Genomic DNA, 24,561 nt, shown 5'->3' with positions numbered 1-24,561 from the left:
GTTTGAAGGCCCGACATGACCCAGACAGCCCATCCCGACACCGTTCTCATCGTCGATTTCGGCAGCCAGGTGACGCAGCTCATCGCCCGGCGCGTGCGCGAATCCGGTGTTTATTGCGAAATCGTGCCGTTCCAGTCGGCGGACGAAGGTTTTCAGCGGCTAAAGCCGAAGGCCGTCATCCTCTCCGGCAGCCCGGCTTCCACCCTCGACATCGGCTCGCCGCGCGCGCCTTCGATGATCTTCGATTCCGGCCTGCCGGTCTTCGGCATCTGTTACGGCCAGCAAACCATGTGCGCCCAGCTGGGCGGCAAGGTCGAGAGCGGCCATCACCGCGAATTCGGCCGCGCCTTCCTCGAAGTCGAGAAGGACTGCGCGCTGTTCGACGGCGTCTGGTCGCTCGGCTCGCGCCACCAGGTCTGGATGTCGCATGGCGACCGCGTCACGGCGATCCCCGAAGGCTTCGAGGTCGTGGCGACATCCGCCAACGCCCCCTTTGCCTTCATTGCCGACGAGAAGCGCAAGTACTACGCCGTGCAGTTCCACCCGGAAGTGGTGCACACGCCCGACGGCGCCAAGCTGATCGCCAACTTCGTGCACAAGATCGCCGGCATCAAGGGCGACTGGTCGATGTCGGCCTACCGCGCCAAGGCCGTGGACGCGATCCGCAAACAGGTCGGCGACAAGAAGGTGATCTGCGCGCTTTCCGGCGGCGTCGACAGCTCGGTCGCAGCGCTCCTGATCCACGAGGCAGTCGGCGACCAGCTGACCTGCATCCTCGTCGACCATGGCCTGATGCGCAAGGACGAGGCGAAGAACGTCGTCGCCATGTTTGAAGAGCACTATAATCTGCACCTGCTGCACGTCGACGCTTCCGACCGCTTCATCGGCGAACTGGAAGGCCAAAGCGATCCGGAAACCAAGCGCAAGATCATCGGCCGCCTGTTCATCGAGGTGTTCGAGGAAGAGGCAAAGAAGCTCGGCGGCGCGGATTTCCTTGCCCAGGGCACGCTTTATCCCGACGTCATCGAAAGCGTTTCCTTCACCGGCGGCCCGTCGGTGACGATCAAGTCGCACCACAATGTCGGCGGCCTGCCGGAACGCATGAACATGCAGCTGGTCGAGCCGCTGCGCGAGCTGTTCAAGGACGAAGTCCGGGTGCTCGGCCGCGAACTCGGCCTGCCCGACAGCTTCATCGGCCGCCACCCGTTCCCCGGACCGGGCCTTGCCATCCGTTGCCCTGGTGGCATCAGCCGCGAGAAGCTCGAGATCCTGCGCGAAGCCGACGCGATCTATCTCGACGAAATCCGCAAGGCCGGCCTCTACGACGCCATCTGGCAGGCGTTTGCCGTGCTGCTGCCGGTCCAGACCGTCGGCGTCATGGGCGACGGCCGCACTTACGAGTTCGTCTGTGCGCTGCGGGCCGTCACCTCGGTCGACGGCATGACCGCCGACTTCTACCACTACGACATGGAATTCCTCGGCCGTGCGGCAACGCGCATCATCAACGAGGTCCGTGGCATCAACCGCGTGGTCTACGACGTCACGTCGAAGCCGCCCGGCACGATCGAGTGGGAATAACGGGCAATCGGCGGCAATAGCGTAGCTTTGGGCGGCGATTTTCTCGCCCGCGCTGCTGCCAGCCGTCTATTCCTCACGTGCGCCGAGCGCCATGATGGCGCTGTCCGGTCGATTAGTCCAACCGCACCCAATCGATGGCTTCGAGCACATACGGCGCGAACAGGAAGTCCCGGATCTGGATGATCCGGCTTTCCGACCAGCCGATCAGGACGAAATGTGCAGGCCGTTCCGTCGAGCCGGTGCTGTCGAACACCAGCATGGCCGGCTGTCCTTCAACCGCGCCGAAGGCGAACCGCCACTTCGTCACTTCGCCATAGCGGGTAAAATAGTGGCCGATCCTGTCGCGTCCTTCGAGTTGCAGCCGGTTTACCAGATCGAGCTTCACGTCATCGGCGAGCATGGCGCGAATTGCGTCGAAATCACCGCTCTGAAAGAGACGGACATAGGCGGTCATCTTCCGCCGGTCCGGCTCTGACATCAGCGGCAGCCTGATATCGTCGGGTGCCTGCGCAAGTTCCCGGAGTGCAACGCGCCCGCGCTGTAGCGCCGATTTGGCGGCGGCGGGCGAGCAGCCCGCGATCCCGGCGATCTCGTCGATCGAATGACCCAGGACATCCTTGAGGATCACCGCGCAGCGCTGAAGTTCAGGCAGCCGCAGAAACGTCTGGAAGCTGAACGCGACGATTTCCGCCTCAGGGATGGGCGCCGCCTCGACGTCTTCGGTGAGCGAGACGACCGTGTTGCGCGACCGCTCGCGCAGGAAATCGAGGCTCGTGTTGTGGGCGATGCGAAACAGCCAGCCCTCGAGACTATCGACCTCGACTCCTTGGGCTCGTGCGTTGAGCGCCTTGACGAGCGTATCCTGCAAGACATCCTCGCCATTGACCGCCGATCCCGTCATGCGCGCGCAGTAGCGATGAAGGCGTGGTCTGAGCGCATTCAGACGGTCCTCGAAATGGTCGGTATTCATGCACCAAGACCTCCGGCGCTTGCCCGCTCCGCCTGGGACTGGGCGCTGATTTCGATCAGTATCTTCGACAGCTTGGCCGGTTGTGACAGGAATGGCGAGTGGCTGGTCTCCAAAGTGTGGGTCGTCGTCTTGCCGCCGATGGCAACGTCTACGGTCGCAATCATGTGATCCTGACCGGCCAACGGAACCGCGCGGTCCTGTGTGGTGCGGATGTAGTGGCGCGGCACGGTGCCAAATCCTTCCGGCGTAATGGCCGATGGAGCCACGGCGCCGGCATTCGATTCGTCGTAGTGAAGATGCAGCGCCGCCTGCGCGAATTCCACCTCCGGCACGTCGCCATAAAACGAAGCCTTGAGAAGCGATCGATAGGCGACGTCTGTCGATCGCGGATTGATCCTTGTCGCACCGATGCCGACGGGGTCGCCCACGAACAACCCGGGCGACAGGGCCGAAGACATGGTTTCGTGTTGCAGCATCGCCAGCAACGGCATGCCGTTCGGCACCATGAACCCGGCGATATAAACGACTGCGAGAAGCTGGTCCGGAACCCTTTCGGCGACCGCCGAAATCGTCATCCCGCCGGCCGAGTGCCCGACCAGGATGACCTTGCCGCCGCCGAGGGCCGCGGCCTCTTTTACCAGCTCGACAACCGCTTCCGTCCGCTCCAGCTGCGTAATGCCGGCGCTGGGTGACGGCTCCGTGGCAAAAGCAATGGGGTCGAACGGACGAAGGCCGAGCGACGGTGGGGCTATGGCATTGACCCCCGCGCCGGGAAGGTCGAGCGTCAAGGCCGAAAAGCCATTGGCTTCAAGTATCGGCGTCACCTTGTCCCATGTCGAGCGGTCGTGCCAACCGCCATGGATCAGGACAAAAACTGCTTTGGTCACTGCCATTCCCTCAGTCCCCTTTACTCTGACCTTACGATATTTGCGGCCTGTGCAAGCGGCCAACTGCCAGCGTCGGTTCAAACTTCCCTGTCGTCGAAAAGGAACATTTCAACACCAGAGTCGTCAGGCGCAAAAAGTCGTCGATCCGCCGCAGCGGCCTGACCTTCCGGGCTTGCAAACGCCTTGTTGATCGCCGCAAGGTCGTCGAAATGCAGCGTTCCAATGCGATGAATTTTGGACGTTCCGACTGGCCTTGCGATCGGGCCGTCGCTGACCTCGTATTTCCTGAGCCCAGGGATCTTCTTGGCGAGAGGCACGTGGATCTCGAAATAATGCTGGTCGAACGCCTCGACATTATCAGGTGTTGGGTAAATCACGACCATGCGGGCCATTGCGATTCCTCCGTTGTTTCGGTGTGTGCCAAGCCTCACCGGGTTTCGCCAAACACCGCCGAGCCGATGATCGAATCGAGGCTCGCCAGCTCAAGGATCTCAGGGAAGTAGGCTTTCATGCGCGGGTCGCTGCGCATCGCCTCGACCGCTGCAGGGGTCTCCCACTCGGAGTAGATGACGACGCCGGTGCCGTCATTTGCCGCGATCAACCGGGTCGTCTTCCAGCCTTCAAGCGTGCGGACAACCGTGTCGGTGTTCAGCTTCAGGAGCGCGATCAGCGCATCCTGCTTCCCGGGTTTGACCTTCAGCAGATTGATCAAAATGACTGACTCGTCGGACATGGCATGTCTCCTTTTTGTTTCGAACACATCAAGGACGACCGGAAGGGTGAAAACGGATCGCGACGTTTGAAAATTTTGGGAAATGGTTCTCTGCGGAGCGGGGCCTGCTGACTGAAATAAGCAGTCCAAGCCATCGCCACAACAACGGAAGAGCCGTAGCCTTACCTGACAAAAAACAATAGTGTTGACTAATTAATCAGTATGCACTAATTGTTTTGTCATGATTGAAACCGCACCCATCACCGCCGTCATGCGCGCCCTTGCCGATCCGACCCGGCGTGCCGTGTTCGAGCGCATCGCCAATGCCGACGAGATCACGGTGGTCGAACTGACGCGCGGCAGCGGCGTGACGCAGGGTGCCATTTCGCAGCATCTCAAGTCATTGAAGCAGGCGGGCCTCGTCAGCGAGCGTCCCGAAGGCCGCAACGTCTATTACCGCGCTGAGCCCGAAGGCCTCGAGCCGCTTGTCGACTGGATGAGCCATTACGGCGCCTTCTGGCGCGAACGGTTTGCAAACCTCCGCACTCTCTTGAAGGAGATCGATCCATGAATGAAGTAGTGTTGCAGCCCCACACGCAGGACATCGTGGTAGACGAGGTCTTCCCCCACGCCCCCGAGACGATCTGGAAAACCTTGACGAGCGGCGCCTTGATAAGCCGCTGGATGATGGTTGCGACAGGCTTCGAGCCGGTCGAAGGCAACCGCTTCACCTTCCAGACCACGCCGGCCGGCGAATGGGATGGCGTCATCCACTGCCGGGTGCTGGAGGTGAAACCGAACGAGCGGTTCGTCTACGCCTGGAAAGGCGGGCACGAGGCCAATGCCGGCTATGGCTCGCGTCTTGACACGGTCGTTACATGGACCCTGTCCAGGGTCCACAACGGCACGCGCCTTCGCCTCGTTCATTCCGGCTTCGTGACGCCGAGAAACGACACCGCCTTCAAGAACATGAGCGAAGGTTGGAAGAAGGTTCTGACGCGGATCGGCACCGTGACCGAAGGGCAGGACTGAGACGACACCCAAAGCCTGACGCGGGCGCCGTGCCCGCGTCCTTGACGCGCCCGGTTCGGCAAGCGCCGTAGCGCCATCACGAACACAAGCAAAACAACTGATTGCGATGCCCGACCATCGAGCACGCTCGATGACGTACGCGTTGCCGTCCCCAGAGCCCAAGGAGCAATGACATGAGCAAGCCCTATACCGGTGGATGCGCCTGCGGCGCGATCCGTTACGAGATCTCTGGAGAACCGGTTTTCTCAAACGATTGTCAGTGTCGCGACTGCCAGAGCGAGAGCGGCACCGGACACGGATCGCACCTGACCTTCAGGCGAGACGGCGTGAAGCTCGAAGGCAAGGCGACGCTGTGGGACATGGTCGCCGATAGCGGCAACGTGAAGACCCGGGCCTTTTGTCCCACCTGCGGTTCGCCCGTCTATATGACCTTTGCCGCAATGCCCGAATTCTTCACCGTGCGCGCGGCGAGCCTCGACGATCCGAGTCGCTACAAGCCCCAGGTCGTCACCTATGGATCACGCGGCTACGCTTGGGACCACCTCGACCCGACGCTGCCGAAGTTTGACAAGATGCCGCCGATGTAAAGACCAGGCGAACGGACATCGAAGTTTTCCAGGGCGCGCCGTCGCGCGCCCTACCCCATCCCCATCGCGTAGCAACCGAGCAAATGCGCCATGCCGCGTTCGGTATTGCCGAACAGTAGATCCGCCTTCTGGCGGCTAGTTCGAACAGATCACGCCTGTCATCTTCTCTCCATCGAAACGCCAATCGGCGCACACCGAAAAAACAGGAGAGACCAATGCTTCGTTCCCTCATCACCGGCGCAGCCATAGCCTTCGCCGTCCCGGCACTCGCCGACGTTCAGCCCTATCCGGCGACGTTTACAACGGAAACCATCGCCACCAACGGCACGACCCTGCATGTGCGCGTCGGCGGTTCGGGGGCCGACCGTCGTGCTGCTGCACGGCTACGGCGAGACCGGCGACATGTGGGCGCCGCTTGCTGCCGAGCTTGTCCGCGATCACCGCGTCATCGTGCCCGATCTCAGGGGCATGGGGCTCTCGGACAAGCCGGCGACCGGCTATGACAAGAAGACAGAAGCGCAGGATATCGCCGGCGTGCTCGACGCGTTGAAGGCCGACAAGGTCGACGTGGTGGCACACGATATCGGCAACATGGTCGGTTACGCCTTTGCCGCCCAGTATCCGACACGAACGACAAAGCTGGTGCTGATGGACGCGCCGCTTCCCGGCGTCGGCCCGTGGGAAGAGATCCTGAAGAACCCGCTGCTGTGGCACTTCCGTTTCGGCGGGCCTGACATGGAGCGCTTGGTGGCCGGCCGCGAGCGCATCTACCTCGACCGCTTCTGGAACGAATTCTCCGCCGATCCGAAGAAGTGGAACGAGGCCTCGCGCGAACACTACGCCAAGCTCTATGCCCAGCCGGGCGCGATGCGGGCGGGCTTCGCCCAGTTCGCCGCCTTCGATCAGGACGCGATCGACAACCAGGCCTTCCTGAAACAGGGCAAGCTCGGCATGCCTGTCCTGGCCGTCGGCGGCGAAAAATCCTTCGGCCCGACAATGGCCGTCGTAACCCGCTTTGCCGCCAACAATGTCACCGAGGTGGTCATTCCCGCTTCCGGCCATTGGTTGATGGAGGAACAGCCCGAAGCGACGGTGAAGGCGATCCGCAGCTTTCTCGACGCGGAATGATCGAGGGTGCCTACGAAGCGGCCATTGACCAGAGCCGGCGCAAGCACTTTGCGCCGGCTCTTTTCGCATCATGGCCAGCGCGCAGCGCGATAGCTCTCAAGCTCCGGCTGGGCGTCAGGTCGGCGGAATGAAAGGCTGGCTGATCGCCTGGAATACGGCCAACGCCTCCAGCATTTCCCCGTGTGCCCGTAGCGCCGGATAGTTGGAGATCGCGATCAGCTCGGGATGGACCTCGCACAGGAAACGCAGCACCACTGCCACGGCGATATCGGCATGGCCAATGCGCTCCCCGAACCAGAACTCCGAGGTACCCTCCGACCGGCCGGCCTCCAATACGCCGAGCGCCGCCTCCATCTGGTGACGGCAGCGATCGACCCAGAGGGCCGAGACTTCGCCGTGCAGACGCTTCTCGTAGAACAGGCTGACGGCCTTGTCGCCGAGCCCGGTTGCAAGCGCCGCAACCTTAAGCGCCCGATGTCGGGCGGGTTCGAACCTTGGAAACATTGCGCGTTCATCGGAAACAAGGCCGTCGAGATAATCGAGAATGATGTGGCTATCGATCAACGCGGTACCGTCGTCCAGCGCCAGGGTCGGGACGCGCGTCAGCGGATTGTAGGCACGAAGCCTGTCGGCATCGCCGAAGGAGGACCAGGGGCGGTGCTCGAATTCCATGCCGTATAGCGTGAGCGCGATGCCGACGCGGCGGACGAAGGGAGAATCATATTGGCCGATCAGGATCATCTGCAGGGTCCCGTCTGGTGAGAGCGCAGCCAGAAGACAACGGATGCGCGGCAAAAGCAAAGCCTTGCTCCGCCCCCATCAACGCCCGCGCTCCCCGTTTCTAGCCACTTGCAGAGCCTATCGGGAATGCCGATAAGCCTTCGACACGAGACAAAAGGGGGAGACCATGGACATCTCGGAAATCATCATCGCCGGCGACACCGCAGGCATCGAATGGCGCCTTCCGGTCTTCCGCTTCAAGGGCAGGAGCCCCGACGCACCGAAGACCTATATTCAAGCGGCACTGCACGCCAACGAACTGCCCGGCACCGCGCTGGCGCATTTCCTCCTGCAGAAGCTCGCTGACGCGGAGAAGAACGCCGCCATTCTCGGCGACATCACCGTCGTGCCGCAGGCAAACCCCATCGGCACCGCGCAATCGCATTTCGGCGAACTGCAGGGCCGGTTCGATCTCGGCTCGCGCACCAATTTCAACCGCGATTTTCCGCTGATCGCACTCGGCGAGCGCGACAGCCTTCTCGAGGATCTTGATCGTTACTCGGCCACGGATCGGCTGAAGCGGCAATTGCTGCATATGGCGCTCGGCGCCGACTTGATGCTCGACCTGCATTGCGACGACGAAGCGCTGCAATATGCCTATATCGACGACGCCTTCTGGCCGGAGGCGGCCGACCTTGCCGCAGCTCTCGACATGGAGGCGGTGCTTCTTTCGGATGGCGAAAGCTCCGCCTTCGAAGAGGCCGTCGCCTACGCCTGGAAGTATGAGGCAGCCGGTCAGATGAAGACGAGCCTTCCGGGGCGGCTCTCCGTCACGGTCGAGCTTCGCGGCACACGCGACGTCTATCCTGACATGGCACGCAAGGATGCCGAAGGCGTGCTGCGCTTCCTCGCCCAGCGCGGCGTGGTCGCCGGCGACAGGGCAGCACTTCCAGCATTCGGCGGCATCGTCGCGCCGCTCGACAACATCGAGCTGATCCGCGCTCCGGAATCCGGCGCCATCCTCTTCCACCGCGATATCGGCGAGAGGGTGAAGGCCGCCGATCTGCTCGTGACGATCCTTAGCCGTCCCGGCCGGCCAGACGGCGCCATCGAAGTCCGCGCACCGCAGGACGGGCTGATTGTTACCCGGGTATCGACAAGGCTTGCCCGTCGCCGCGCGGACCTGATGAAAATCGCCTGCGCAACCGCGTCAAGCGCCGCACGCAAGCCCGGCCCGCTGGAAGCCTGAAGCCAAGCCAAAGCTGTGGCTTTGTCCGGAACGTCCTGAGAACGTTCCGGACATCACCGCGACATCGTCGCGGTCATCTTCGGACTGTCGAGAAGGATGGTCGAGCGCAGAGTCTTGATCTCGCCGATCTGCTCGAACTCGGTCCACAATAGCCGTTTGTAGTCGGCGACATCACGTACGGCGATCTTCAGCAGAAAGTCGAAATCACCGGCAACCGTATGGCACTCCACCACCTCGGGCATGCGCGACACCAGTTCGATGAAACGCTGCCCGACCTTGCTTGCGGTCCGCTCCAGCGTCACTTCGAGAAAGGCCTGGAAGCCGACCCCCGCCGCCTTCGGATCGACCACGACCGTTTGCCGGATAACACCTTCCGAGTAGAGCCGCGCCAACCGGCGCGACAGCGGTGCCGGCGAAAGCCCGACCCGCGCCGCAAGCTCGTTGTTGCTGCGCAACGCGTCCTCGACAAGCAATCGGATAATCCGCCGGTCGATCGCATCGAGTTTGGACGCTCCGCGCTCCGTCATAGCCAGCCCTTCCCGCTCTCTTCAGCGTTTGCGCAAATCAGCAAAAGAAATGCATCGATTTACGCAATTCGATCTATGCGAATATTGTCTCCGTGGCAAATCCGGCATCGATTTTGCGCTGTCTCTGATTTAAAGAAGAAGCCTGTCGAGAGCCGGAGGACGGTTCTCGGCGCGACCTTTCTCGATCGCCCATCGCTACTCTGTCACTGCCAAGGGGGAATTCCGGCATGTTCGACGCTCTGACCCGCCAACCCGACGATCCGTTGCTGGCCCTGATCGGGCTCTATCGCAAGGACGAGCGCCCTGGAAAGGTCGATCTCGGCGTCGGAGTCTACCGCGACGAAACCGGCCACACGCCGATCTTCCGCGCGGTCAAGGAAGCGGAAAAGCGGCTGCTCGCAACGCAGGACAGCAAGGCCTATGTCGGCCCCGAGGGCGACCTCATTTTCGTCGATCACCTCTGGACGCTGGTCGGTGGCGACACGATCAACCGAAGCCATTTGGCCGGCGTGCAGACGCCGGGCGGCTCCGGCGCGCTAAGGCTTGCGGCCGACCTCATCCGCCAGATGGGCGGCAAGCGCATCTGGATCGGCCTGCCGAGCTGGCCGAACCATGCCAGCATCTTCAAGGCCGCGGGCCTTGAGACGGCCGGCTATCCATTCTTCGACGTCCCGTCCCAGACCGTGCTCTTCGACACCATGATGAGCGCGCTCCAAGGTGCTTCGGCCGGCGACGCCGTGCTGCTGCATGCCGGCTGCCACAACCCGACGGGCGGCGTGATCACCGATACGCAATGGCTGGAGATCGCGGCCGTCGTCGCCGAGCGCGGCCTGCTGCCGTTGATCGACCTTGCCTATCAGGGCTTCGGCCGCGGATTGGACGAGGACGTAACGGGCCTTCGCCATCTCATCGGCATCGTCCCGGAAACCCTGATCGCCGTCTCCTGCTCGAAATCGTTCGGGCTCTACCGCGAGCGCACCGGCGCCATCTTTGCCGTGACCGCCTCGTCCTCGTCGGCCGACACGGTCCGCTCCAACCTCGCCGGCCTGGCGCGCACCAGCTACTCGATGCCGCCGGATCACGGCGCCGCCATCGTGCGCACCATCCTGTGCGATGCCGACCTGGCGCGCGACTGGAGAGAAGAACTTGAAACCATGCGCCAGCGTATATCAGGCATTCGCCGATCGCTTGCCGAAGGCCTGCGCGACCGCTGGCAGGCGCTTGGCGCCGTCGCCGACCAGGAAGGCATGTTCTCGCTGCTGCCGCTTTCGGAAGCGGATGTGATGCGGCTCAGGAACGAACACGGCATCTACATGCCGGGTTCCGGCCGCATCAACATTGCCGGACTGAAGACGGCCGAAGTCGATGACGTCATCGGCAAGTTCAAGAACCTCTAAGGACTGAAAAGACGATGAACGCCGAGCCAATGATCAATACCCAGGACGTGCCCGCCGAGCGCCACCACCTCTTTGAGGATGCGTTGGCGATCCTGACGGGCACGCTGATCATGTCGCTCGGCGTCATCATCTACAGCAAGGCGATGCTGCTGACGGGCAGCACCTCCGGTCTGGCCCTTCTTTTGCAATACGCGACCGGCGCGCAATTCTGGCTGGTGTTCTCGCTCATCAATCTGCCGTTCTATGTCCTGGCGATCAAACGGCTCGGCTGGATGTTTGCGCTGCGCACCTTTCTTGCGGTCACGTTGGTGGCGCTGTTTTCGAAGTTGACGGCAGGATGGGTGGAATTCGCCAAGCTCGACCCGATCTACGCGACCATTGTCGGCGGCGGATTGATGGGCACCGGCCTGCTGATCCTCTTTCGCCACCGCACCGGGCTCGGCGGCATCAACATTCTGGCGATCTATCTGCAGGAGAAGTACGGCATCCGCGCCGGCTATTTCCAGCTTGCCGTCGATCTTACGATCCTTGCCGCCGCCTTCTTCGTGCTGCCGCCGGCCAACCTGGTTCTGTCCGTAGTTGGCGCCGCCGTCGTCAACATGACGCTTGCCATCAACCACAAGCCGGGCCGCTACGTCGGCGTAACCTGAGACACCGGCAAGGTCTTCCCTCTCCCTGAGAGGGAGGCTATCACTCCCAGCACGAATTTGCCGCAAGGCAGGAAAGGCATGGGAATGACGGTCACGATCTACGGCATCAAGAATTGCGACACGATGAAAAAGGCGCGCACCTGGCTCGACGGCCAGGGCATCGCCTATCGCTTCCACGACTACAAGGTCGAGGGCATCGACCGAGCCCATCTCGATCGCTGGTGCAAGGAGGCAGGCTGGGAAATCGTGCTCAACCGCGCCGGCACCACCTTCCGCAACCTGCCCGATGCCGAAAAGCAGAACCTCGATACCGACAAGGCAATCGCGCTGATGCTGGCACAGCCCTCGATGATCAAGCGTCCGGTGATCGAGGCCAACGGCAACCTGTTGATCAGCTTCAAGCCGGACCTCTACGAGGCCCTGTTTCACAAGACCAACGCCTGACGCCGGGAGAGGCACGATGTCCAAGACCACCCGCGCAACTCAGGCGCTTGCCAAGGCCGGCGTTGTCTTCACCGTCCACACCTACGACTACGACCCGAACGCCGAGCGCGTCGGGCTGCAGGCGGCAGAAGCACTCGGCGAGGATCCGAGCCGGGTGCTGAAGACGCTGATGGCCGAGGTCGACGGCAAGCCAGTCTGCTGCGTGGTGCCATCCGATCGCGAAGTCAGCATGAAGAAACTGGCCGCGGCCTTCGGCGGCAAGTCGGCAGCGATGATGAAGCCTGCTGATGCCGAGCGCCTGACCGGATATCATGTCGGCGGCATCAGCCCGTTCGGGCAGAAGAAGCTGGTGCCGACCGCGATCGAAGAAGCGGCGCTTTCCGAAGCACAGGTCTACATCAATGGCGGCCAGCGCGGGCTTCAGGTGCGGCTGGCACCTGGCGACGCACGAACGGCACTCAAGGCCGTGGCGGCACCGCTGATCGCCTGACGCCGACATGAACACTCCAGGATGTCCTTGGGCATTCCAGGCGTGTTCTGAGATCGAGAGCGCTTCCGGTTTAGACAGAGCCGCAGAAACGCTCTATCTCCCTGTTTTGACACATTTCCTGACGGAAAACCGCTTCGCACTTTTCCTGGAAATGCTCTAGCGAAGCCTTGCGAGCAGACTAGCCAGTTGCTGCGCTTCGTCCGTACCCAGTTTTGTGCCGACATGGGCCTCGATCGAACCGGAATAGACCTCCCACATGCGCTCGCGTGTCGCACGCCCTTTGTCAGTCACGACCACCCAGCGCCCGCGCCCGTCGGCGTCGAAAGCCTCGCGCCGAACCAGCCCTTCCCGTTCAAGCCGGTCGATCAAACGCGAGAGATTGTATTGGGCAAGCAAGGTGCGGGACTCGATCTCGAAGGGACGCAGCTTGCCGTCCTCCGCCTGCACCAGTTCCCAGAGCACATCATACCAGCCGAGCGGCGGCAGACCGGCCCTCTTGAAATCCGCCTCGATCGCCGAAAGCACGCGCCGTTGCGCGCGCATGAGGCCGATCCAGGCCTGTGTGGCAGCCGGCGTCGGCCGCAGTTCTCCATTCTTCGAAATATCGCTCATAGATGCAATTACATTGATCTTGAAAGTGTTGGCAAGCACACATACATGCAGATGCATCTACATTGATCAACCCAGGAGACCACCCATGAGCAGTGCCCTTACCCTGATCAGCCATCATCTCTGCCCCTATGTGCAGCGCGCTGCGATCGCGCTTGCCGAAAAGGGTGTCGCCTTCGATCGCGCGAGCATCGATCTGGCCGCCAAGCCAGACTGGTTCCTGAAAATCTCGCCGCTCGGCAAGGTGCCGTTGCTGCAGATCCCGCAGACGACCGGCGAGGCCGTCCTGTTCGAAAGTTCGGTGATCTGCGAATACCTCGAGGAGACACAGGCTGGCGTCCGGCTTCACCCGACGGACCCTCTGGAACGGGCACGCCACCGCGGCTGGATGGAATACGGCTCGTCGATCCTCTCGGACCTCTGGGGCTTCGAGACCACCGGGGCTGCCGACGCTTTCGAGCAGAAGCGCCAGGTGATCGCCGCGAAGTTTGCGACGATCGAAACCGTTCTGGGCGACGGGCCCTATTTCGCCGGAACGGATTTCTCCCTGGTGGATGCAGTCTTTGCGCCGATCTTCCGCTATTTCGACCTGTTCGACACGTTGGTCGACCACAAGATCTTCAGCGGCCTTGCCCGTGTTTCCGCCTGGCGGCAGGCCCTGGCGGAACGCTCGAGCGTCAAGGCTGCCGTGGCATCGGACTATGGCGAGCGTCTGATGATCTTCTTGAAGCAGCACGACGCCTATCTGCTGCGTGCGCAATAGAGCGGCCCCACGGCCCTTCTTTTTCGGCGCGCGCCATCCTATGACAGATGCGAACAACGGGAGGAGCAAGCGCGCCATGCCTGATATGACGTCGACCCTGACGATATTGCAGCCCTATCCCGGCATCTTCGCCTATTACGACGGGCGGATTGCCGGGACCCGGCTCCATTCCGAGGGACCAAACTGGCTGGACGATGGCGCCTATGCGTTGGGCGTCGCGTCCTACGCAATCGTCGATGGCGGTGAGGCGCTCGTCTACGACACCCACATCTCCATCCCCCACGCCGAAGCCATTCGCGTCCATCTCGAAGGCCTTGGCGTCACCTCGATCCGGGTCGTGCTCAGCCACTGGCACAAGGACCACGTAGCCGGAAACGCCGCCTTTGCCGATTGCGAGATCATCGCTTTGTCGCTGACGGCGGAACGGCTTGCCGAAAACCGCGAGAAGATCGAAATCGCAACGCCGCCGATCCATCCCCTCGTCATGCCCAACCGCCTGTTTGAGCACGGGCTTGATCTCAAGGTGGGGCAACGAAAGGTGGAACTGCATCATTTCGCCATTCACAGCGCCGACGGCAATGTCCTCTGGCTGCCCGAGGAAAAGCTGCTGCTGGCCGGCGACACGGTCGAAGACTGCGCCACCTTTATCGCCGAAGCCGAGCAGGTCGCAACGCATATCGCCGAATTGAAGCGCCTGCGGGAATGGCCGATCGCCCGCATCCTGCCAAGCCACGGCGATCGCGATCGTATTGCTGCGGGCGGCTATGACGCGGCGCTGATCGATGCGAACCGAAGCTATCTCGAACGTTTGGTGCGCGCGGCCGCGGACGGAACTCCCATCGGGCCTCTCAAGGATTTTGCTGCCGATGAGATCGCCGCCGGTTCGATCCTCTACTTCGCGCCCTATGAAGAGGTGCACGACAGCAATGTCGCCAGAATGCGCGCTGCAGCCAAGAGCATCTGACGTTTGCAACCGCCAGCCTTCATTTTCGCCGCAAAGCGCACTAAGTCTTGTTCGTCCGATTTCATAATGACAGGCAAATCATGACCTATCCCGCCAACACCCCCACCCCGATCGACCCGGTAAAACTCGACAAGCTCGCGGAAGTCGCCATCAAGGTCGGCCTGCAGCTGCAAAAGGGCCAGGACCTGGTAATGACGGCGCCGATCGCCGCCATGCCGCTTGTGCGCGATATCGCCAAGCACGCCTACAAGGCCGGCGCCGGTCTGGTGACGACGTTCTATTCCGACGAGGAAACGACACTTGCGCGCTACGCCTACGCGCCTGACGAAAGCTTCGACCGGGCAAGCGACTGGCTTTACGAAGGCATGGCCAAGGCATTCGGCGGCGGCGCTGCCCGCCTAGCCATCTCCGGCGACAACCCGATGATGCTGTCGGCCCAGGACCCGAGCAAAGTGGCGCGCGCCAACAAGGCCAATTCCATCGCCTACAAGCCGGCGCTCGAAAAAATCACGAATTTCGACATCAACTGGAACATCGTCTCCTATCCGAACCCTGCCTGGGCGCAGCTGGTGTTCCCGAACGATCCCGAGCCGATCGCGGTGGAAAAGCTGGCCAACGCCATTTTCGCCGCGTCGCGCGTCGATCTCGACGATCCGGTTGCGGCCTGGAAGGCGCACAATGCCAACCTGGCGCGACGCTCCGCCTGGCTGAACGGCGAACGCTTCGCCTCGCTGCATTTCACCGGCCCCGGCACCGATCTCGTCGTCGGGCTGGCCGATGGCCATCTGTGGTGTGGCGGCGCGTCGGAAGCGAAAAACGGCATCATCTGCAATCCCAATATCCCGACCGAAGAGGTCTTCACGACACCGCACGCGCTGCGCGTCGAGGGATACGTCTCCAGCACCAAGCCGCTGTCGCATCAGGGTACGCTGATCGACAACATTCAGGTCCGGTTCGAAGGCGGACGCATCGTCGAGGCGAAGGCTTCGCGCGGCGAGGAGGTGCTGAACAAGGTGCTCGACACCGACGAGGGCGCGCGCAGGCTCGGTGAAGTGGCCCTCGTGCCGCATTCCTCGCCGATTTCGGCAAGCGGCATCCTGTTCTACAACACCCTGTTCGACGAAAATGCCTCGTGCCACATCGCGCTTGGCCAGTGCTACTCGGGCTGCTTCGTCGACGACACCAGCCTGACGCCGGAACAGATCCGCGCCCAGGGCGGCAATTCGAGCCTGATCCACATCGACTGGATGATCGGCTCCGGCCAGGTGGATATCGACGGCGTGCGCGCCGACGGCAGTCGCGTGCCGGTCATGCGGCAGGGCGAGTGGGCTTGACGCAGTTCGGTGTCATCGGCGGCGGCGGCTGGCTGGGCAAGGCCCTGTTGCTGCCCGCCCTTGCCGATGGCGTCATCGCCGGGGAGGCGTTGACCGTCTCCTCGCGCAGCGGCACCGTCCCGGGCTTCGAGCCCTGGCCGGCTGTCCGCCAGACGAAAGATAACGCCGCGCTCGCCGCTGACGCGGATGTGGTGATGCTGTCCGTACGCCCACAGGATCTCGACGCCATCGCGCTCGATCTCTCGGGCAAGCTCGTCATTTCGGTGATGGCGATGGTTTCGCTTGCCGACCTTGCCGCCCGCTTCGAGGCTCGTCGCATCATCAGGGCGATGCCGAATACTGCCGCCGAAAAGCGGCTCTCCTTCACACCGTGGCTTGCAAGCCCTGACACCACCGAGGCGGATTGCGCCTTCGCCGAGCGGCTCTTTGAAGCATCCGGCAAGGTGCAAAGGATCGCGACGGAAACCGAGCTCGACTACTTCACCGCCTTGACCGGCTCCGGCCCTGCCTTTCTTGCCGTCTTTGCCGATGCGATGATTTCCGATGCCGTGACGAAAGGCATCGAGAGAGGCATCGCCGAGCGCGCCGTGCGCCAGCTTTTCCTCGGCGGCAGCACCTTGCTGGCAGGCAGCAAGCAGACGCCTGACGAAATCGTGCAAACCTTCCTCGATTACGCTGGCACGACCGCGGCCGGGCTCGAGGCCATGGCTGCCGCCGATATCCACACGCCGATCGCTCGGGGGTTAACGGCCGCCGCTGCGAAAGCGGCGGCCGGCACCCGCGACTGCGACCTCGGGTAGGTTTTTGCCGGGGCGCCTGCCTTGTCCAACCTCAGCGCTTGCCTGGATTGGTGAGCGAAGGGGGCACCTTGTTCTTCACGCACGGGCCGGGCGAACGCGAGGCGCCAGTTGCGCCCGCTGGCTCAGCCAGACGCTGATTAGCACGACGAGAATGCCCAGCGCCTGGACCGGTGTCAGACGTTCATCAAGCACACCCCAGCCGAGCAGGATCGCGACGACAGGACTTAGGAAGCCGAGCGGCGCTACGGCCGAGGGCTCGAGGCGCGACAGCCCCCGGAACCAGAGCAGATAGGTGAAGGCGGCGCCGATCAGGCCGAGATAGGCGAGGCCCGCGTAGTTCGCCATCGTCAGGGTCGGCAGGGCCGGCTCAAAGAAGAGAGCGACCGGCACCAGCAGCACTCCGCCGGCGGCAAGCTGCCAGGCGGTGAAGGTCAAGGGCGGCACGGGCGGCGCCCAGTGGCGGCTCAGAACCGTGCCGAAGGCCATCGACACGGCACCGGCAAGACCGGCAACGACGCCGAGTGGATCGAGCGTTGCGCCCGGTGTCAGCACAAGCAGGCCGACGCCGACGATGCCAGCAAGGCCGGCGATGATGCTCAGCGCGCGGATCGGCGAGCCGAGAAAGACGCGCGACAACAGGATGACGATCAGCGGCTGGATCGCGCCGACCGTGGCGGCGACGCCGCCGGGCAACCGGTAGGCAGACACGAACAGCATCGCCCAGAAGAACGAGAAATTGAGGGCGCCGAGCAGGAACGTGCGCGGCCACCAGATGCCTGAAGGCAGCTGGCGGACGATCAGCAGGAGCAAGAGCCCCGCCGGCAAGGCGCGCAACATGGCGACCGTCAAGGGATAGCCCGGCGGCAGCAGTTCGGTCGTGACCAGATAGGTGCTGCCCCAGATGGCAGGCGCCAGGGCGGTCAGGGCGAGGTCGGCGTTGCGGCTGGCGATCATGTCTCTACCTCAAGTATCTCTAGATCAAGATATCTCCGTTATAACCGATATTATCTTGACGTCAAGATATCTTCGCCTTAGGTATTTCGGAAGAACGGTGGAGGCTCAGATGGATCACGTCGATAGAATTCTGGCGCAGTGGCAACGCGAACGACCAGACCTGGACGTTTCGGCCATGGGCCTTCTCGGCCGCTTCACGCGGCTGCGTAACCATATCGGACGCGAGATCGAAAAGACCTTCGCCGAGCGCGGATTGACGTCGGCGAGCTTCGACGTGCTTGCGGCGCTCAGGCGCTCCGGATCACCCTTTCAGCTCTCACCCGGCGAACTGCTGGCGACCACCATGGTCAGTTCCGGCACGATGACCAACCGCATCGACCAGCTGGAAAAGCAGGGTCTCGTCCAGCGCCTCGACAATCCGGACGACCGCCGCGGCGTGATCATAGCGCTGACGGCGGAAGGCTTGGAACGCGTCGACGAGGCTGCGACGGCCCATGTCGCCAACCAGCACCGGGTCGTTGCAAGCCTTGCACCGGACGAGCGCGAAGCGCTGGATGCGGTGCTGCGGAAACTGCTTGCAACCTATGAATAGGGCTGACGATCAGATGCGTCCGGCGAGCTGCCGCACGCGGGCAAGGTGACGCTTACGTTTCTCATCCGTGGCCCGATCCATGTCGTGCAGGCTGACCATGCGGAAATCGAGGCCCTTGGCGCAGAAGGCGGCAATACCGCGCTTCAGCAGCCGCCGCACGGGGTTGCCCATATAAAGATGCACCACCCACCAGGGCGATCCCGTCGTCGTCAGCGCCCAGAAGAGCTTGATGTTCTTCAGCCGCGGGATGATGCGGCCGCCGGCCGGATCGTTGTCGAAGGCAACGCCCGGCACGAAGACCCGATCGAAGAAGCCCTTGAGGATCGCCGGAAAATTGAACCACCATTGCGGAAAAACCAGGACGATCCCGTCCGCTGCCTGCAGCCGCGCGATCAACCCGGCCGTTAAGCTGGCATCGTAGTTGTCGGTGAAATAGCTGCCGCGCTCTACCTTGCTCAACCTCGGATCGAAATCCTCGCGATAGAGATCGAGCAGATCGACGGTATGGCCACCGGCAACAAGCGCCCGTTGCGCTTCGCGGGCGACGCTGGCGGCAAAGCTGTCTTCCAGCGGATGGGCGAGCACGAGCAGAATATGCATCCATTGTTCCTACTGCATAAGACCTGGGATCGAGATCGATCGACGGAGAAAATGATCCAAAGAATCAATCTATTGCAATGACGATCTTTTGAGCCGTAGCGCGACCCGCCCGCGACGAACGCATGTCACCGGAAAATCGGCCGATTCCAAATGCGTTTGCCAAACTCGCCCTTGCTCAGAGACCGGAGGAGTAGGCGGGCCGGGAGCGCGCTTCCAAGGCCAGTTCCTCGAACACGGATGGCGACCGGCGCGACGCCCAGGCGGAAATCAGTTGCGCAGCGTTATCTTCAACGGCTTGCCCTGAATGAAGCTGGAGATCGTAGCGCTGCCCCTCGTGAATGCGATGGAAATCGTCTGTAGCGCTGCCGATCGGCCGGTCCGCGCGCAGCGTTTCCCGTCGGACAAGTTCCTGAAGCTCACAGTGGAGCGCGACGAAGAAGACATCGAAGGACTGCAGCATCATCGCCAGCTCAGACGCCCAACCGGGCTCCTCGAGAATGTGTTCCAGCAGGAGATTGTTGCCGGCCGAGGCATAGGCGACCAGGGAGCGGTGGAACCCTTCGAAGAAACGGGCACGGTATTCCTGCCACCTGAAGTCGCCGCGCCGGAATCTTTCCGTCGGCAACGTTCCCGAATCACGAATATGGTCAATCGAGACGTGCCAGAATGGCTCGCCGATTTGTGCCTGGACCGCGCGCGCCAGAGTGGATTTTCCACTGCTGGAAGCGCCGTGAATGAAGATAATCTTGGCTCGTTCGACCATATCTGACTTCCATTCCGCAGAGTGCTGTGAGCGCGGCGTTATGCTGCCTCCGTGACAGGGAAATGAAAAGCAGGCGTCATTGATGCAGGCCGCACAGTCAACCCGTCCTCGTTGGAAAGATGAGGGCTCCCGTGATCGCAAACCTTGCCTAGAACAGGCTGCCTTGCTTCGACGGGTCGCCACCGGAACCACCGGTTTTCGGCTGCTTCTTCCTGGCGGCCGCCTGGGCTGTCGGCTCCCCACCCTCACCCGCAATCGCCGAAACGCTGCCGTCGGCAAATTCCAGCGACAGCGCCATGCCGGGCGCAACGGCCGCGGCCTGGCGAACCGGGCCGCCCTCGCCGTCGCGCACCAGCGCAAAACCGCGCTGCAGGACATTGCGATAGGACAGCGATTGCAGGATGCGGTCCTGTGCGGCGATGACACCCGTCAACCGGCGAATGTCCGTGCGGATTGCCGCGTCGGACCGCGCAACCAGCCCAGCCACGCGATCCGTCGAGCGGTGGATCTGGGCCAGCAGGCGCGACGGCAGCGCGCGCAGCGACGCATCCGCCGCCGAGACACGCGACTGTCCGCGATGGACCTGACGCTCGACGACGCGCTCGGCGCGGTTCATCGCATCGTTTAGCCGTTGCCGACGATCGCCGAGCCGCGCCTTGACCAGATCCGGCCGCAGCTCCGCCGAAGCGCGCTCGAACATCCGGCGCTTGTTCGTTGTGTTCATCATCAGACCACGCCCGAGGCCGAGGGCAGCCTCGTCGAAGCGTCGACGCGGCAGCGCCAACAACTGATCGAGCGACGGCAGCGCCCGGGCAAGCGACCGCACCACTTGGCGACGGTTTTCCATCTGCCTGACCATGCCGGCCTTCAGCCGCGCCGAAAGGCCGGATACTTCCGCTTCCAGATCGGCCTTGACCGGCACGGCCATTTCCGCCGCCCCGGTCGGGGTCGGTGCGCGTTGGTCGGCAGCATAGTCGATCAACGTCCAGTCGGTCTCGTGACCGACGGCCGAGATCAGCGGGATGACGGACGCTGCCGCCGCGCGCACGACCGCCTCGTCGTTGAAACCCCAGAGATCTTCCAGGCTGCCGCCACCGCGCGCGACGATCAGGACGTCGGGGCGGGTGATCGGCCCGCCGGCTTCGCATTCGTTGAAGCCACGGATGGCCGCCGCCACCTCGTCTCCCGAGCCTTCGCCCTGGACCCTAACCGGCCAGACGACGACATGGACGGGGAACCGGTCGGCGATGCGGTGGAGGATATCGCGAATGACGGCCCCGGTCGGCGAAGTGACCACGCCGATCACCTTTGGCATAAAAGGCAGCGGCCGCTTGCGCGTCGCGTCGAACAGGCCTTCGGCGCCAAGCTTGCGCTTGCGCTCTTCCAAAAGCGCCATCAACGCGCCGGCACCGGCCGGCTCCAGCGTCTCGATGACGATCTGGTATTTCGACGAACCGGGGAAGGTCGTGACCTTGCCGGTGGCGATCACTTCCATGCCCTCTTCCGGGCGGAAGCGCAGCCGCGAGAAGGTGCCCTTCCAGATCACCGCATCGATGCGCGCCCGATCGTCCTTGAGCGCGAAATAGGCGTGCCCCGAAGAATGCGGCCCACGATAGCCCGAGATCTCGCCACGCACACGAACCTGATCGAAGGCCTGCTCGACCGTACGCTTGATCGAGCCGGAAAGCTCGGAGACCGAATATTCGGTGAGGTTGCTCGGAGAATCGTTGTCGAAAATGGAGCTCATGCCCATTTGTAGCCGACGAGAGGCCCAAGGTCAGCAGAACCGTGCGCCTTTCTACCGGTTTCTTCCTCCGCCGTCCCCGCTCGCTATGGCTTCAGCGCGTAGAGCAAAATGCTGGATTTCTCGGAAACAGGCAGCGGCGTCAGAAACTCCGGAACCCGACCGGCGGCGAGCTGCCCGTAGAGCCCCCGAGGTTCCCGCTTGATGATCATGTCTGCCTGAACATCGTTGGCGCAAAATGCCAGGATCGGTTCGTGCAACTTGCTCAGCATCGCCTTGGCATCAGATGGCGACGCCAGCCCGATCTTCAGCTCCATAAGCATGCCATCGGCATTGCGATGATAGGGCGCCGTCAAGACACGGTGGCTCGTGTATCTAAGGATCGAGGCGCCAATATCCGAAGGACCAACGATCATCGATGGCGGAAGACCTTCAAGATCTGAAAGAGCTGCCGGCGTCAGGCAGTTTTCGGTATTGGACGCCTGCGGCGCCTCCAGAGCGGCAAGGCCGTTGCGTGCCAAGGCGCCGCCGATTGCCCAGACTGCGGGCACCGAAAAAATCAGAACAAGGACATAGGCGAGCGATGCGCTCACGCCCCTGGTTCCCCCCTGCGACCAGGCTCGCATATCCACGAGCAGCAGCGAGAGCGGCAGGATTGCCAGAAGGTTGGAAAACGCCATCGCTCGCACCTGGACCATCGCGATGGCAAGATTGGCAGCAACAAGGGCGACGAGGATGAGATGCAGTCTGACCCGATCGCCCTGCCAAATGCGCCAGACACAGACGAGCGATGCAAAGACCCCACAGAAATAGTAGGCGCCGACGCTTGCCGGCTGGCGCGCCAGCACGGTCGCGAAGGATTGCGCCTCGGTCACACGGTCGAGCCAAAGTTCGATCAACAGCGGGTCAAGATCGGCAAGCGGGTTGCCAAGGCATTGGGGCGCAATAACGAGTGCGACAGCCAGGACGGAACAGGCACTGACGGCCAGCGCGACAAACCGAGCCGATATTCCGCGATCGCTAACAAATGCCGCAGACGCAGCCAGCACACAACCGCCGACAAGTGCCAGGGAGTAGAAGGCGATCGACAGGTTGTCACAGGTTGCCACGCGATAGAGGTGAGGCGGCACCGTGAGGAAGAACACAGTGCTCAAGGTAACTGCCAGTGAGATGCCGAAAGCGATGGTCGCACCAGCAACGTCCCGCCCGAGGAGCGCCCATTGCAACGCGACAATGGCACAAACGACCGCCACAAGCGGCGTCGTCTCGGCGCCGATGGCAATCGCCAGCGCCGCCGCCGCGCCGGCAATCACGTAGTTGCGCGCACGATGGCGCATGTCGACCAGCATCGCGGCCATCACTGCAGCCAGGACCAGCTGGACGTTGTGGTGATCGATGGCGCCACCCATAAACCGATTGCTGGTCACCACAAAGATCGCCGTCAGACCGAGGCAGAAATGCATGCATTGCGTTCCGCCAATACGACGGCCGGCGAGCCCCATGAACACCAGCAATGGAATGGCGAGGAAGATCGGCCAGATCGCAAGCGCCAGCACTTCGGCTCTGTCGGCACCGAAGAGCGGACTGAGCAAGGAAATGAGCCCGGCTATCGGCAGGTCGATCAGCCGCGACCAATGCATCTGCGTGCCGCCATCCAGACCGAGACGAAGCTGGACCAGGTCGAACCAGCCTTGACCGTTGAGCAGGTCTCGAACCTGAACCAGCCGCATGGCGTCATCATTGTCGCGGCCCACATAATCCGATGCGCGGAGGAAACGGACGGCCAAAAACAAGACGACGGGCGCGCCATAGAACAGGACCATCCAAGGCAAGCTCGACCAGAAGCGCATTTTTGCGGTCACTGCCGCCGGGTCCTGACGTCTCGCAATTCTGTCCAGCATCTTCTTACGCCCCTATCCTCCCAGGACCCTAATCGGGCGGGATCAAAAAACCGTAAAGTTGTACCGGGCTCCCGAAGACAAAGGCGCTGACGCGCATGTGCACTTTGGCGTGTTGTTAACCGGCGACACCTATCATGCGCTGACACTTTCAAATCGAGCTGCGCCGATGTTTGAACCCTTAAGCATTGCTGTCCTTCTGCCCTGCTACAACGAAGCTTCGACCATCGGCGGCGTCGTGCGCGACTTCAGAGCCGCATTGCCGACGGCCAGCATTCACGTCTTCGACAACAACTCGACGGACGGAACCGCCTTGCAGGCAATGCTCGCCGGCGCCACCGTCGTTCGCGAAAGACGGCAAGGCAAAGGACACGTGGTCCGGCGGATGTTCGCCGACATCGACGCGGATATCTACGTGATGGCAGATGGCGACGGCACCTACTCACCGGCTGACGCCGAGGACCTGATCCGCACGCTGATTACCGAACAGTCGGACATGGTCGTGGGGACGCGGCGCAATATTCGCGAAGATGCAGGCAGGCAGGGTCACGCGCTCGGCAACAAGCTCTTCAACTACCTCTACCGGTCGATCTTCGGTACGGATTTCAGTGACATCTTTTCCGGCTATCGCGTCTTCTCGCGACGGTTCGTGAAGAGTTTTCCGGCGATATCCGCCGGCTTCGAGATCGAGACCGAGATGTCGGTGCATGCCTCGCGGTTGAAGCTGCCGGTCAGCGAACTGGAGCTGGATTATGGCAGACGCCCCGAAGGCTCGCATTCCAAGCTCTCAACTTACCGCGACGGCGCCAAGATCCTCTGGATGTTCGCAATGCTGATGAAGGAAACGCGACCCTTCGCCTTCTTTGGTCTGATCAGCCTCGCTTTCATGACAACGAGCCTGATTTTCATGACGCCGGTGCTGATCGAATATTTCGGCACGGGGCTGGTTCCCCGCATGCCGACCTGGGTGCTTTCGATGGTGCTGCTGCTGATATCGATCACGATGTTCACCGCCGGCCTGATCCTGGACTCCGTATCGCGGGCCCGCACCGAGCAGTTGCGGCTGCATTACATGGCGACCGGCCGGCGCGCAGCGCGAGAGGCTGTCGTCGAAAAGCCGGCGGTCCCGCAGCTCCGTGCCCACCGGCGCGGACCGGACGCGGCCTAAG

27 protein-coding genes and 1 pseudogene are annotated in these 24,561 nt (G+C 62.5%); 16 read left to right on the top strand and 12 right to left on the bottom strand.

Annotation, left to right across the window (positions count from 1 at the left end):
- Positions 1-15: 15 nt before the first annotated feature.
- Positions 16-1,578: a glutamine-hydrolyzing GMP synthase gene (gene guaA, locus C6558_RS01160; RefSeq protein ID WP_025425592.1), complete on the top strand. Its 1,563-nt coding sequence runs from the start codon at positions 16-18 to the stop codon at positions 1,576-1,578.
- Between the two features lie 112 nt (positions 1,579-1,690).
- Here guaA and C6558_RS01155 read toward each other — a convergent pair whose 3' ends face one another.
- From C6558_RS01155 to C6558_RS01140, 4 genes are all read right to left on the bottom strand, one after another.
- The gene (locus tag C6558_RS01155; protein WP_025425591.1) at positions 1,691-2,548 is read right to left on the bottom strand and encodes a sigma-70 family RNA polymerase sigma factor; all 858 of its coding nucleotides are present in this window, start codon (positions 2,546-2,548) and stop codon (positions 1,691-1,693) included.
- On the bottom strand, positions 2,545-3,441 hold the full coding sequence (locus C6558_RS01150) for an alpha/beta fold hydrolase (RefSeq protein WP_025425590.1): 897 nt from the start codon (positions 3,439-3,441) through the stop codon (positions 2,545-2,547). Before C6558_RS01150 ends, C6558_RS01155 begins: the two co-directional genes overlap by 4 nt.
- A gap of 71 nt (positions 3,442-3,512) precedes the next feature.
- Positions 3,513-3,827, bottom strand: coding sequence for an EthD family reductase (locus tag C6558_RS01145; protein WP_025425589.1), 315 nt, complete (start codon positions 3,825-3,827; stop codon positions 3,513-3,515).
- Between the two features lie 35 nt (positions 3,828-3,862).
- Positions 3,863-4,168: a putative quinol monooxygenase gene (locus tag C6558_RS01140; RefSeq protein WP_025425588.1), complete on the bottom strand. Its 306-nt coding sequence runs from the start codon at positions 4,166-4,168 to the stop codon at positions 3,863-3,865.
- A 220-nt stretch (positions 4,169-4,388) separates the two neighbouring features.
- On the opposite strand from C6558_RS01140, the gene C6558_RS01135 reads away from it, so the two are divergent.
- The 4 genes and pseudogenes from C6558_RS01135 to C6558_RS01120 all read left to right on the top strand — a co-directional run bounded on the left by C6558_RS01135 (position 4,389) and on the right by C6558_RS01120 (position 6,894).
- A complete protein-coding gene (locus C6558_RS01135; RefSeq protein WP_025425587.1) occupies positions 4,389-4,718 on the top strand; it encodes a helix-turn-helix transcriptional regulator in 330 nt (109 codons plus the stop codon).
- Entirely contained in the window at positions 4,715-5,179 is a 465-nt protein-coding gene (locus tag C6558_RS01130; RefSeq protein WP_025425586.1) for an SRPBCC domain-containing protein, read from the top strand. The genes C6558_RS01135 and C6558_RS01130 overlap by 4 nt, the downstream gene beginning before the upstream one ends.
- Before the next feature lie 173 nt (positions 5,180-5,352).
- Complete coding sequence (locus C6558_RS01125; protein WP_025425585.1) at positions 5,353-5,766, top strand: GFA family protein; 414 nt, start codon at positions 5,353-5,355, stop codon at positions 5,764-5,766.
- 215 nt (positions 5,767-5,981) lie between these two features.
- Positions 5,982-6,894 (top strand): annotated as a pseudogene (locus tag C6558_RS01120) (alpha/beta fold hydrolase).
- A gap of 114 nt (positions 6,895-7,008) precedes the next feature.
- Here C6558_RS01120 and C6558_RS01115 read toward each other — a convergent pair.
- Positions 7,009-7,635, bottom strand: coding sequence for a glutathione S-transferase family protein (locus C6558_RS01115; RefSeq protein ID WP_025425584.1), 627 nt, complete (start codon positions 7,633-7,635; stop codon positions 7,009-7,011).
- Positions 7,636-7,801: 166 nt separating this feature from the next.
- On the opposite strand from C6558_RS01115, the gene C6558_RS01110 reads away from it, so the two are divergent.
- On the top strand, positions 7,802-8,863 hold the full coding sequence (locus tag C6558_RS01110) for a succinylglutamate desuccinylase/aspartoacylase family protein (protein ID WP_025425583.1): 1,062 nt from the start codon (positions 7,802-7,804) through the stop codon (positions 8,861-8,863).
- 53 nt (positions 8,864-8,916) lie between these two features.
- Here the strand turns inward: C6558_RS01110 and C6558_RS01105 are convergent, their stop codons facing one another.
- A complete protein-coding gene (locus C6558_RS01105; RefSeq protein ID WP_025425582.1) occupies positions 8,917-9,390 on the bottom strand; it encodes an Lrp/AsnC family transcriptional regulator in 474 nt (157 codons plus the stop codon).
- 227 nt (positions 9,391-9,617) lie between these two features.
- On the opposite strand from C6558_RS01105, the gene tatA reads away from it, so the two are divergent.
- The 4 genes from tatA to ybaK all read left to right on the top strand — a co-directional run bounded on the left by tatA (position 9,618) and on the right by ybaK (position 12,371).
- Positions 9,618-10,787 (top strand): tyrosine aminotransferase, encoded by a 1,170-nt coding sequence (gene tatA / locus C6558_RS01100; protein ID WP_025425581.1) that lies wholly within the window; start codon positions 9,618-9,620, stop codon positions 10,785-10,787.
- A gap of 14 nt (positions 10,788-10,801) precedes the next feature.
- Entirely contained in the window at positions 10,802-11,437 is a 636-nt protein-coding gene (locus tag C6558_RS01095) for a YitT family protein (RefSeq protein ID WP_025425580.1), read from the top strand.
- Between the two features lie 84 nt (positions 11,438-11,521).
- Positions 11,522-11,881 carry an ArsC family reductase gene (locus tag C6558_RS01090; RefSeq protein ID WP_025425579.1) on the top strand — a complete coding sequence of 120 codons (360 nt, stop codon included), beginning with the start codon at positions 11,522-11,524 and terminating at the stop codon, positions 11,879-11,881.
- A gap of 16 nt (positions 11,882-11,897) precedes the next feature.
- Positions 11,898-12,371, top strand: coding sequence for a Cys-tRNA(Pro) deacylase (ybaK, locus tag C6558_RS01085; RefSeq protein WP_025425578.1), 474 nt, complete (start codon positions 11,898-11,900; stop codon positions 12,369-12,371).
- A gap of 156 nt (positions 12,372-12,527) precedes the next feature.
- On the opposite strand, the gene C6558_RS01080 is transcribed toward ybaK, so the two are convergent.
- Positions 12,528-12,983: a MarR family winged helix-turn-helix transcriptional regulator gene (locus C6558_RS01080; protein WP_025425577.1), complete on the bottom strand. Its 456-nt coding sequence runs from the start codon at positions 12,981-12,983 to the stop codon at positions 12,528-12,530.
- A gap of 85 nt (positions 12,984-13,068) precedes the next feature.
- Between C6558_RS01080 and C6558_RS01075 the strand changes: the two genes are divergently transcribed.
- From C6558_RS01075 to C6558_RS01060, 4 genes are all read left to right on the top strand, one after another.
- The gene (locus tag C6558_RS01075; RefSeq protein ID WP_038575818.1) at positions 13,069-13,743 is read left to right on the top strand and encodes a glutathione S-transferase family protein; all 675 of its coding nucleotides are present in this window, start codon (positions 13,069-13,071) and stop codon (positions 13,741-13,743) included.
- 76 nt (positions 13,744-13,819) lie between these two features.
- Positions 13,820-14,707, top strand: a complete 888-nt coding sequence (locus C6558_RS01070; protein WP_082523422.1) for an MBL fold metallo-hydrolase — start codon at positions 13,820-13,822, stop codon at positions 14,705-14,707.
- Between the two features lie 80 nt (positions 14,708-14,787).
- Positions 14,788-16,041, top strand: a complete 1,254-nt coding sequence (locus C6558_RS01065) for an aminopeptidase (protein WP_025425575.1) — start codon at positions 14,788-14,790, stop codon at positions 16,039-16,041.
- Complete coding sequence (locus tag C6558_RS01060; RefSeq protein ID WP_158268914.1) at positions 16,038-16,841, top strand: pyrroline-5-carboxylate reductase; 804 nt, start codon at positions 16,038-16,040, stop codon at positions 16,839-16,841. The genes C6558_RS01065 and C6558_RS01060 overlap by 4 nt, the downstream gene beginning before the upstream one ends.
- 75 nt (positions 16,842-16,916) lie before the next feature.
- Here C6558_RS01060 and C6558_RS01055 read toward each other — a convergent pair whose 3' ends face one another.
- Positions 16,917-17,795 carry an EamA family transporter gene (locus C6558_RS01055; protein WP_038575815.1) on the bottom strand — a complete coding sequence of 293 codons (879 nt, stop codon included), beginning with the start codon at positions 17,793-17,795 and terminating at the stop codon, positions 16,917-16,919.
- Positions 17,796-17,892: 97 nt separating this feature from the next.
- Between C6558_RS01055 and C6558_RS01050 the strand changes: the two genes are divergently transcribed.
- Positions 17,893-18,387 carry a MarR family winged helix-turn-helix transcriptional regulator gene (locus C6558_RS01050; protein WP_025425572.1) on the top strand — a complete coding sequence of 165 codons (495 nt, stop codon included), beginning with the start codon at positions 17,893-17,895 and terminating at the stop codon, positions 18,385-18,387.
- A gap of 9 nt (positions 18,388-18,396) precedes the next feature.
- Here C6558_RS01050 and C6558_RS01045 read toward each other — a convergent pair whose 3' ends face one another.
- The 4 genes from C6558_RS01045 to C6558_RS01030 all read right to left on the bottom strand — a co-directional run bounded on the left by C6558_RS01045 (position 18,397) and on the right by C6558_RS01030 (position 23,395).
- The gene (locus C6558_RS01045; protein ID WP_025425571.1) at positions 18,397-18,987 is read right to left on the bottom strand and encodes an NAD(P)H-dependent oxidoreductase; all 591 of its coding nucleotides are present in this window, start codon (positions 18,985-18,987) and stop codon (positions 18,397-18,399) included.
- Between the two features lie 175 nt (positions 18,988-19,162).
- On the bottom strand, positions 19,163-19,750 hold the full coding sequence (locus C6558_RS01040) for a chloramphenicol phosphotransferase CPT family protein (protein ID WP_025425570.1): 588 nt from the start codon (positions 19,748-19,750) through the stop codon (positions 19,163-19,165).
- 148 nt (positions 19,751-19,898) lie between these two features.
- Positions 19,899-21,497, bottom strand: a complete 1,599-nt coding sequence (xseA, locus tag C6558_RS01035; protein WP_025425569.1) for an exodeoxyribonuclease VII large subunit — start codon at positions 21,495-21,497, stop codon at positions 19,899-19,901.
- Positions 21,498-21,580: 83 nt separating this feature from the next.
- Positions 21,581-23,395, bottom strand: coding sequence for a hypothetical protein (locus C6558_RS01030; RefSeq protein WP_038575812.1), 1,815 nt, complete (start codon positions 23,393-23,395; stop codon positions 21,581-21,583).
- Between the two features lie 166 nt (positions 23,396-23,561).
- Here C6558_RS01030 and C6558_RS01025 point away from each other — a divergent pair, with 166 nt between their 5' ends.
- On the top strand, positions 23,562-24,560 hold the full coding sequence (locus C6558_RS01025; protein ID WP_038576640.1) for a glycosyltransferase: 999 nt from the start codon (positions 23,562-23,564) through the stop codon (positions 24,558-24,560).
- Position 24,561 lies beyond the last annotated feature (1 nt).

The organism is Ensifer sp. NM-2 (assembly GCF_003024455.1).
Classification (GTDB): domain Bacteria; phylum Pseudomonadota; class Alphaproteobacteria; order Rhizobiales; family Rhizobiaceae; genus Ensifer; species Ensifer canadensis.
This window is presented reverse-complemented; position numbering and strand designations above follow the sequence as displayed.

Bases quoted from the DNA above. Each gene is read 5' to 3' on its own strand.
- guaA (WP_025425592.1), top strand. From the start codon at position 16: ATGACCCAGACAGCCCATCCCGACACCGTTCTCATCGTCGATTTCGGC.
- C6558_RS01155 (WP_025425591.1), bottom strand. From the start codon at position 2,548: ATGAATACCGACCATTTCGAGGACCGTCTGAATGCGCTCAGACCACGC.
- C6558_RS01150 (WP_025425590.1), bottom strand. From the start codon at position 3,441: ATGGCAGTGACCAAAGCAGTTTTTGTCCTGATCCATGGCGGTTGGCAC.
- C6558_RS01145 (WP_025425589.1), bottom strand. From the start codon at position 3,827: ATGGCCCGCATGGTCGTGATTTACCCAACACCTGATAATGTCGAGGCG.
- C6558_RS01140 (WP_025425588.1), bottom strand. From the start codon at position 4,168: ATGTCCGACGAGTCAGTCATTTTGATCAATCTGCTGAAGGTCAAACCC.
- C6558_RS01135 (WP_025425587.1), top strand. From the start codon at position 4,389: ATGATTGAAACCGCACCCATCACCGCCGTCATGCGCGCCCTTGCCGAT.
- C6558_RS01130 (WP_025425586.1), top strand. From the start codon at position 4,715: ATGAATGAAGTAGTGTTGCAGCCCCACACGCAGGACATCGTGGTAGAC.
- C6558_RS01125 (WP_025425585.1), top strand. From the start codon at position 5,353: ATGAGCAAGCCCTATACCGGTGGATGCGCCTGCGGCGCGATCCGTTAC.
- C6558_RS01115 (WP_025425584.1), bottom strand. From the start codon at position 7,635: ATGATCCTGATCGGCCAATATGATTCTCCCTTCGTCCGCCGCGTCGGC.
- C6558_RS01110 (WP_025425583.1), top strand. From the start codon at position 7,802: ATGGACATCTCGGAAATCATCATCGCCGGCGACACCGCAGGCATCGAA.
- C6558_RS01105 (WP_025425582.1), bottom strand. From the start codon at position 9,390: ATGACGGAGCGCGGAGCGTCCAAACTCGATGCGATCGACCGGCGGATT.
- tatA (WP_025425581.1), top strand. From the start codon at position 9,618: ATGTTCGACGCTCTGACCCGCCAACCCGACGATCCGTTGCTGGCCCTG.
- C6558_RS01095 (WP_025425580.1), top strand. From the start codon at position 10,802: ATGAACGCCGAGCCAATGATCAATACCCAGGACGTGCCCGCCGAGCGC.
- C6558_RS01090 (WP_025425579.1), top strand. From the start codon at position 11,522: ATGACGGTCACGATCTACGGCATCAAGAATTGCGACACGATGAAAAAG.
- ybaK (WP_025425578.1), top strand. From the start codon at position 11,898: ATGTCCAAGACCACCCGCGCAACTCAGGCGCTTGCCAAGGCCGGCGTT.
- C6558_RS01080 (WP_025425577.1), bottom strand. From the start codon at position 12,983: ATGAGCGATATTTCGAAGAATGGAGAACTGCGGCCGACGCCGGCTGCC.
- C6558_RS01075 (WP_038575818.1), top strand. From the start codon at position 13,069: ATGAGCAGTGCCCTTACCCTGATCAGCCATCATCTCTGCCCCTATGTG.
- C6558_RS01070 (WP_082523422.1), top strand. From the start codon at position 13,820: ATGCCTGATATGACGTCGACCCTGACGATATTGCAGCCCTATCCCGGC.
- C6558_RS01065 (WP_025425575.1), top strand. From the start codon at position 14,788: ATGACCTATCCCGCCAACACCCCCACCCCGATCGACCCGGTAAAACTC.
- C6558_RS01055 (WP_038575815.1), bottom strand. From the start codon at position 17,795: ATGATCGCCAGCCGCAACGCCGACCTCGCCCTGACCGCCCTGGCGCCT.
- C6558_RS01045 (WP_025425571.1), bottom strand. From the start codon at position 18,987: ATGCATATTCTGCTCGTGCTCGCCCATCCGCTGGAAGACAGCTTTGCC.
- C6558_RS01040 (WP_025425570.1), bottom strand. From the start codon at position 19,750: ATGGTCGAACGAGCCAAGATTATCTTCATTCACGGCGCTTCCAGCAGT.
- xseA (WP_025425569.1), bottom strand. From the start codon at position 21,497: ATGAGCTCCATTTTCGACAACGATTCTCCGAGCAACCTCACCGAATAT.
- C6558_RS01030 (WP_038575812.1), bottom strand. From the start codon at position 23,395: ATGCTGGACAGAATTGCGAGACGTCAGGACCCGGCGGCAGTGACCGCA.
- C6558_RS01025 (WP_038576640.1), top strand. From the start codon at position 23,562: ATGTTTGAACCCTTAAGCATTGCTGTCCTTCTGCCCTGCTACAACGAA.